The sequence below is a fragment of the Vibrio sp. YQ_11 genome, assembly GCF_043103065.1.
Classification (GTDB): domain Bacteria; phylum Pseudomonadota; class Gammaproteobacteria; order Enterobacterales; family Vibrionaceae; genus Vibrio; species Vibrio parahaemolyticus.
This window is the reverse complement of record NZ_JBICJM010000001.1, coordinates 1-3,079: the sequence shown is the minus strand read 5'-3', so window position 1 is coordinate 3,079 and position 3,079 is coordinate 1. Positions and strand designations below refer to the sequence as shown.

3 protein-coding genes are annotated in these 3,079 nt (G+C 39.5%); 1 reads left to right on the top strand and 2 read right to left on the bottom strand.

Annotation, left to right across the window (positions count from 1 at the left end; all coding sequences use genetic code 11):
- Positions 1-109: 109 nt before the first annotated feature.
- Positions 110-1,027, bottom strand: a complete 918-nt coding sequence (locus ACF8EG_RS00015) for a hypothetical protein (protein WP_206926150.1) — start codon at positions 1,025-1,027, stop codon at positions 110-112.
- Between the two features lie 148 nt (positions 1,028-1,175).
- Positions 1,176-1,883, bottom strand: a complete 708-nt coding sequence (locus ACF8EG_RS00010) for a hypothetical protein (protein WP_206926151.1) — start codon at positions 1,881-1,883, stop codon at positions 1,176-1,178.
- A gap of 235 nt (positions 1,884-2,118) precedes the next feature.
- Between ACF8EG_RS00010 and ACF8EG_RS00005 the strand changes: the two genes are divergently transcribed.
- On the top strand, positions 2,119-3,079 hold a 961-nt coding region (locus ACF8EG_RS00005), incomplete at its 3' end, for an integron integrase (RefSeq protein WP_069507233.1).

The following is a 3,079-nucleotide window of genomic DNA, read 5'->3' as shown; positions in this document are numbered from 1 at the left end:
GTTAAGGTGTGAGCAACGCAATACCGAAGCTCACGCATACCACCTTAAACACAAAAAACCAATGCATAGTAAAAATGCCATGCGTTGCGAATCACTCTTAAACAGATTGTTAGCACTTGTAGCCATATGGGTTCTCAAAACTAAAGTCGCATTTAGAATGGAGACTCAAAGACAAATCAACTGTACAGTTTTTAATAAAATGTTCTTCATAGCAATCATCCCAATCCATTGAAGCGATATGATCATAATCATCAAGCTGAAACCCATCGTTATACTTATGTAATAGCGCTTGTATGTACAATGCAGCAACTCGGCAAGCATGGAATAGTAAAGCAATGAGCTTAGTTCGACTTATTTCACTACTACCCCAGTATTCTGGATTATCTAAAATAGGGAAAACTCCATGAGCCACGTGATTTCGCAGATTACGAACCAAGTGTAAACCATAGCTATTGTCAGTAGTTTCGACACCCTTCATACCAGATAGGGATGTTTGAAATATGGAATGATAGTATTCGAATGTAACCCTGAGGTTCGAAATCGCATGCTTAAAATTTAATGGTAACGCTGTTTCTTTGAGTTGATCTACTAAAAACGCAGCTCTCAAACTCGCATCCCTAAGTTTTTTTCGTTCGTCTAGTTTGACAACCGAAGGAAACATTAAGTAATGACTATCAACAAAACGATAAGCTTCTTCTAGTGCATTCGATACAAAAATGAACCGGGTCAAAGCTGTAGAATATGCTGTAAAATGCTTAGAATTTGATTCATACTCGTCCGCTATAGGTCGGCAATATATAGCAGCCGTATCATCACCAAACCTCCATGAGTTTATTTCCACCACTTCAAGTTCTGCGGCTAACTTCAACCAATCACTGATAACCTTGGTTTCTACTATTCGACTTTCACCACGCCTTTTATACTCATTGTGGTTGTTTAAAAATCGACAAAATTCTGACAACTCATATAAATGATGTGGCAATTCCCTGAAAGATGAACATATTGGACATTTTTCGCCTGATTTCATTTGTTCTCCTAAGAGTGCTAACGCCCAATTAAGGGGTGAACAACGCCTCCACCCAACCTAACGCATTGTGCCATAAACACTAAATTTGAAGTAGAAGCAAAAGTGCCAAGCGTTGTGAATCCCTCTTAAATTGCTTGTTAGCCCTCAACTACAAGACAAACACCTTTTCTTTTTTATCTTTTAAGCACTGCATACTGTCAGATGGAGATATATGAAGAAAACCCCATTTATATGAAATATGACCATTATATCGGTCGCCTAAAGAGATTGAGCCAACTTTTTTAACTACCAATCGATCTTTTGAGGTGGCTTTCGTTTCCCTTTCAAAATTAACACTAGAGTCCGTGGTTAAAGTAAGAAGCATAAGGTAGTTAAATGACCCAGAGCCACCATAATTTGAGGTTAACCTTAAAATATGAACCCCACTAAATGAGCAACCAACATACTGGTACACAATCGTTTTTTCATTATCTTGAAATCGCACAATAGGATAACCATCAGCAACACTCTCAACGGTGATATCACCAAAATAGCGATTACTCCCATTTGAATCCGCGATGTTAACTGCTACAACCTGATCTCCTGTATCTGATAACCAGCCGTTTAAATCTTCAATGATTGCTGGTGAGATGTAAGTATCAGAGATGAAAGAGTATTTCTGATTTGTAAAAGTTCGAATCAAAGGATTACGAGATGATAAAGAAATAAAGCGAGAGCCAATTACTCCATGAACAGCATCTCGGAAATATGTGCCGATGCTAGCAAGAAATGCGATTACAGGCTCAGGGCTAGCGTCAGTAGCAAACCAATACACACATCCAAATAATACTAATACATTTACTATTCGAAATATCACTATTTACTCCTGAGGGCTAACGCTTTCTATACTGCAAATAGCGGCTTTTCTCGCACGCTACCGCATTCTTTCCTGACAAAAGAAAAACAAATCCTAGCACTTACCTTCATGAAACAAATAGAAAAGTAGTATGAATATGTGTGTTTGAACACGCAATTAGACGGCAAAAAGCATGATAACTAGGCCAGTATTGATAAATTACAACACCTGTATAAATAAACAGCATTATGATATTATGAAAAGTCAATTTCTGCTAAGTGTAAAAGAGCATATGCTTACTCGCCATTATGCCAACAAAACTATCGAGAGTTACCTATTCTGGATAAAGCGCTTTATTGTATTCCACCAGTTTGCTCATCCAACGAAGTTATCTGAAGACGACGTTATTCGATTTCTCAGCCACCTCGCTATCGATGAAAAAGTTGCAGTCAAAACTCAAGCATTGGCGCTGAATGCTATTTCGTTTTTATATCGAGACTTTTTTAAAACCCCGCTTTCACTGGATATGAGGTTCCAAAAATCACTGACGGAAAAGAAGCTCCCTGTTGTTTTGACTCGCGATGAAGTCCGCAGGTTTGTGCAACATATCGATCCGAGATATAAGCTTCACATCCAGCTCCTATACGGCTCTGGGCTTCGAATTATGGAGTGCCTTAGACTAAGAATCCAAGACATAGATTATGACTATGGTGCAGTGAGAGTCTGGCAAGGGAAAGGTGGAAAAAACCGTACGGTCACATTGGCGAAAGAGCTCCATGAGCCGCTAAAATCGCAGATGAACTTAGCAAGAAACTACTACTTCAAGGACCGGCATGTACCCGGATACGCAGGTGTTTACATCTCTGAAGGTTTGCGCCGTAAATATCCGAATGCAGAATTAGATTTCAATTGGCACTTTTTGTTTCCGTCTAACAAGTTAAGTGTCGACAAAGAGACAGGACAACTGCGAAGACATCATATAAATGAAAGCGCAATTCAAAGAGCGGTAAAGCGCTCCGCGCTCGATGCAAACATAGAAAAAACGGTCACCTGTCACACGTTAAGACATAGCTTTGCAACGCATTTATTGGAATCTGGTGCCGATATTAGAACAGTACAAGAGCAGCTTGGTCACACCGATGTAAAGACCACCCAAATATATACCCACGTGATTGAGAGAGGTGCAGGCGGAGTCCTAAGCCCTTTATCAAGTCTTT

What these genes read in the sequence shown, in the direction of transcription:
- ACF8EG_RS00015 (WP_206926150.1), bottom strand. Translation starts at nt 1,027, where the DNA reads ATGAAATCAGGCGAAAAATGTCCAATATGTTCATCTTTCAGGGAATTG.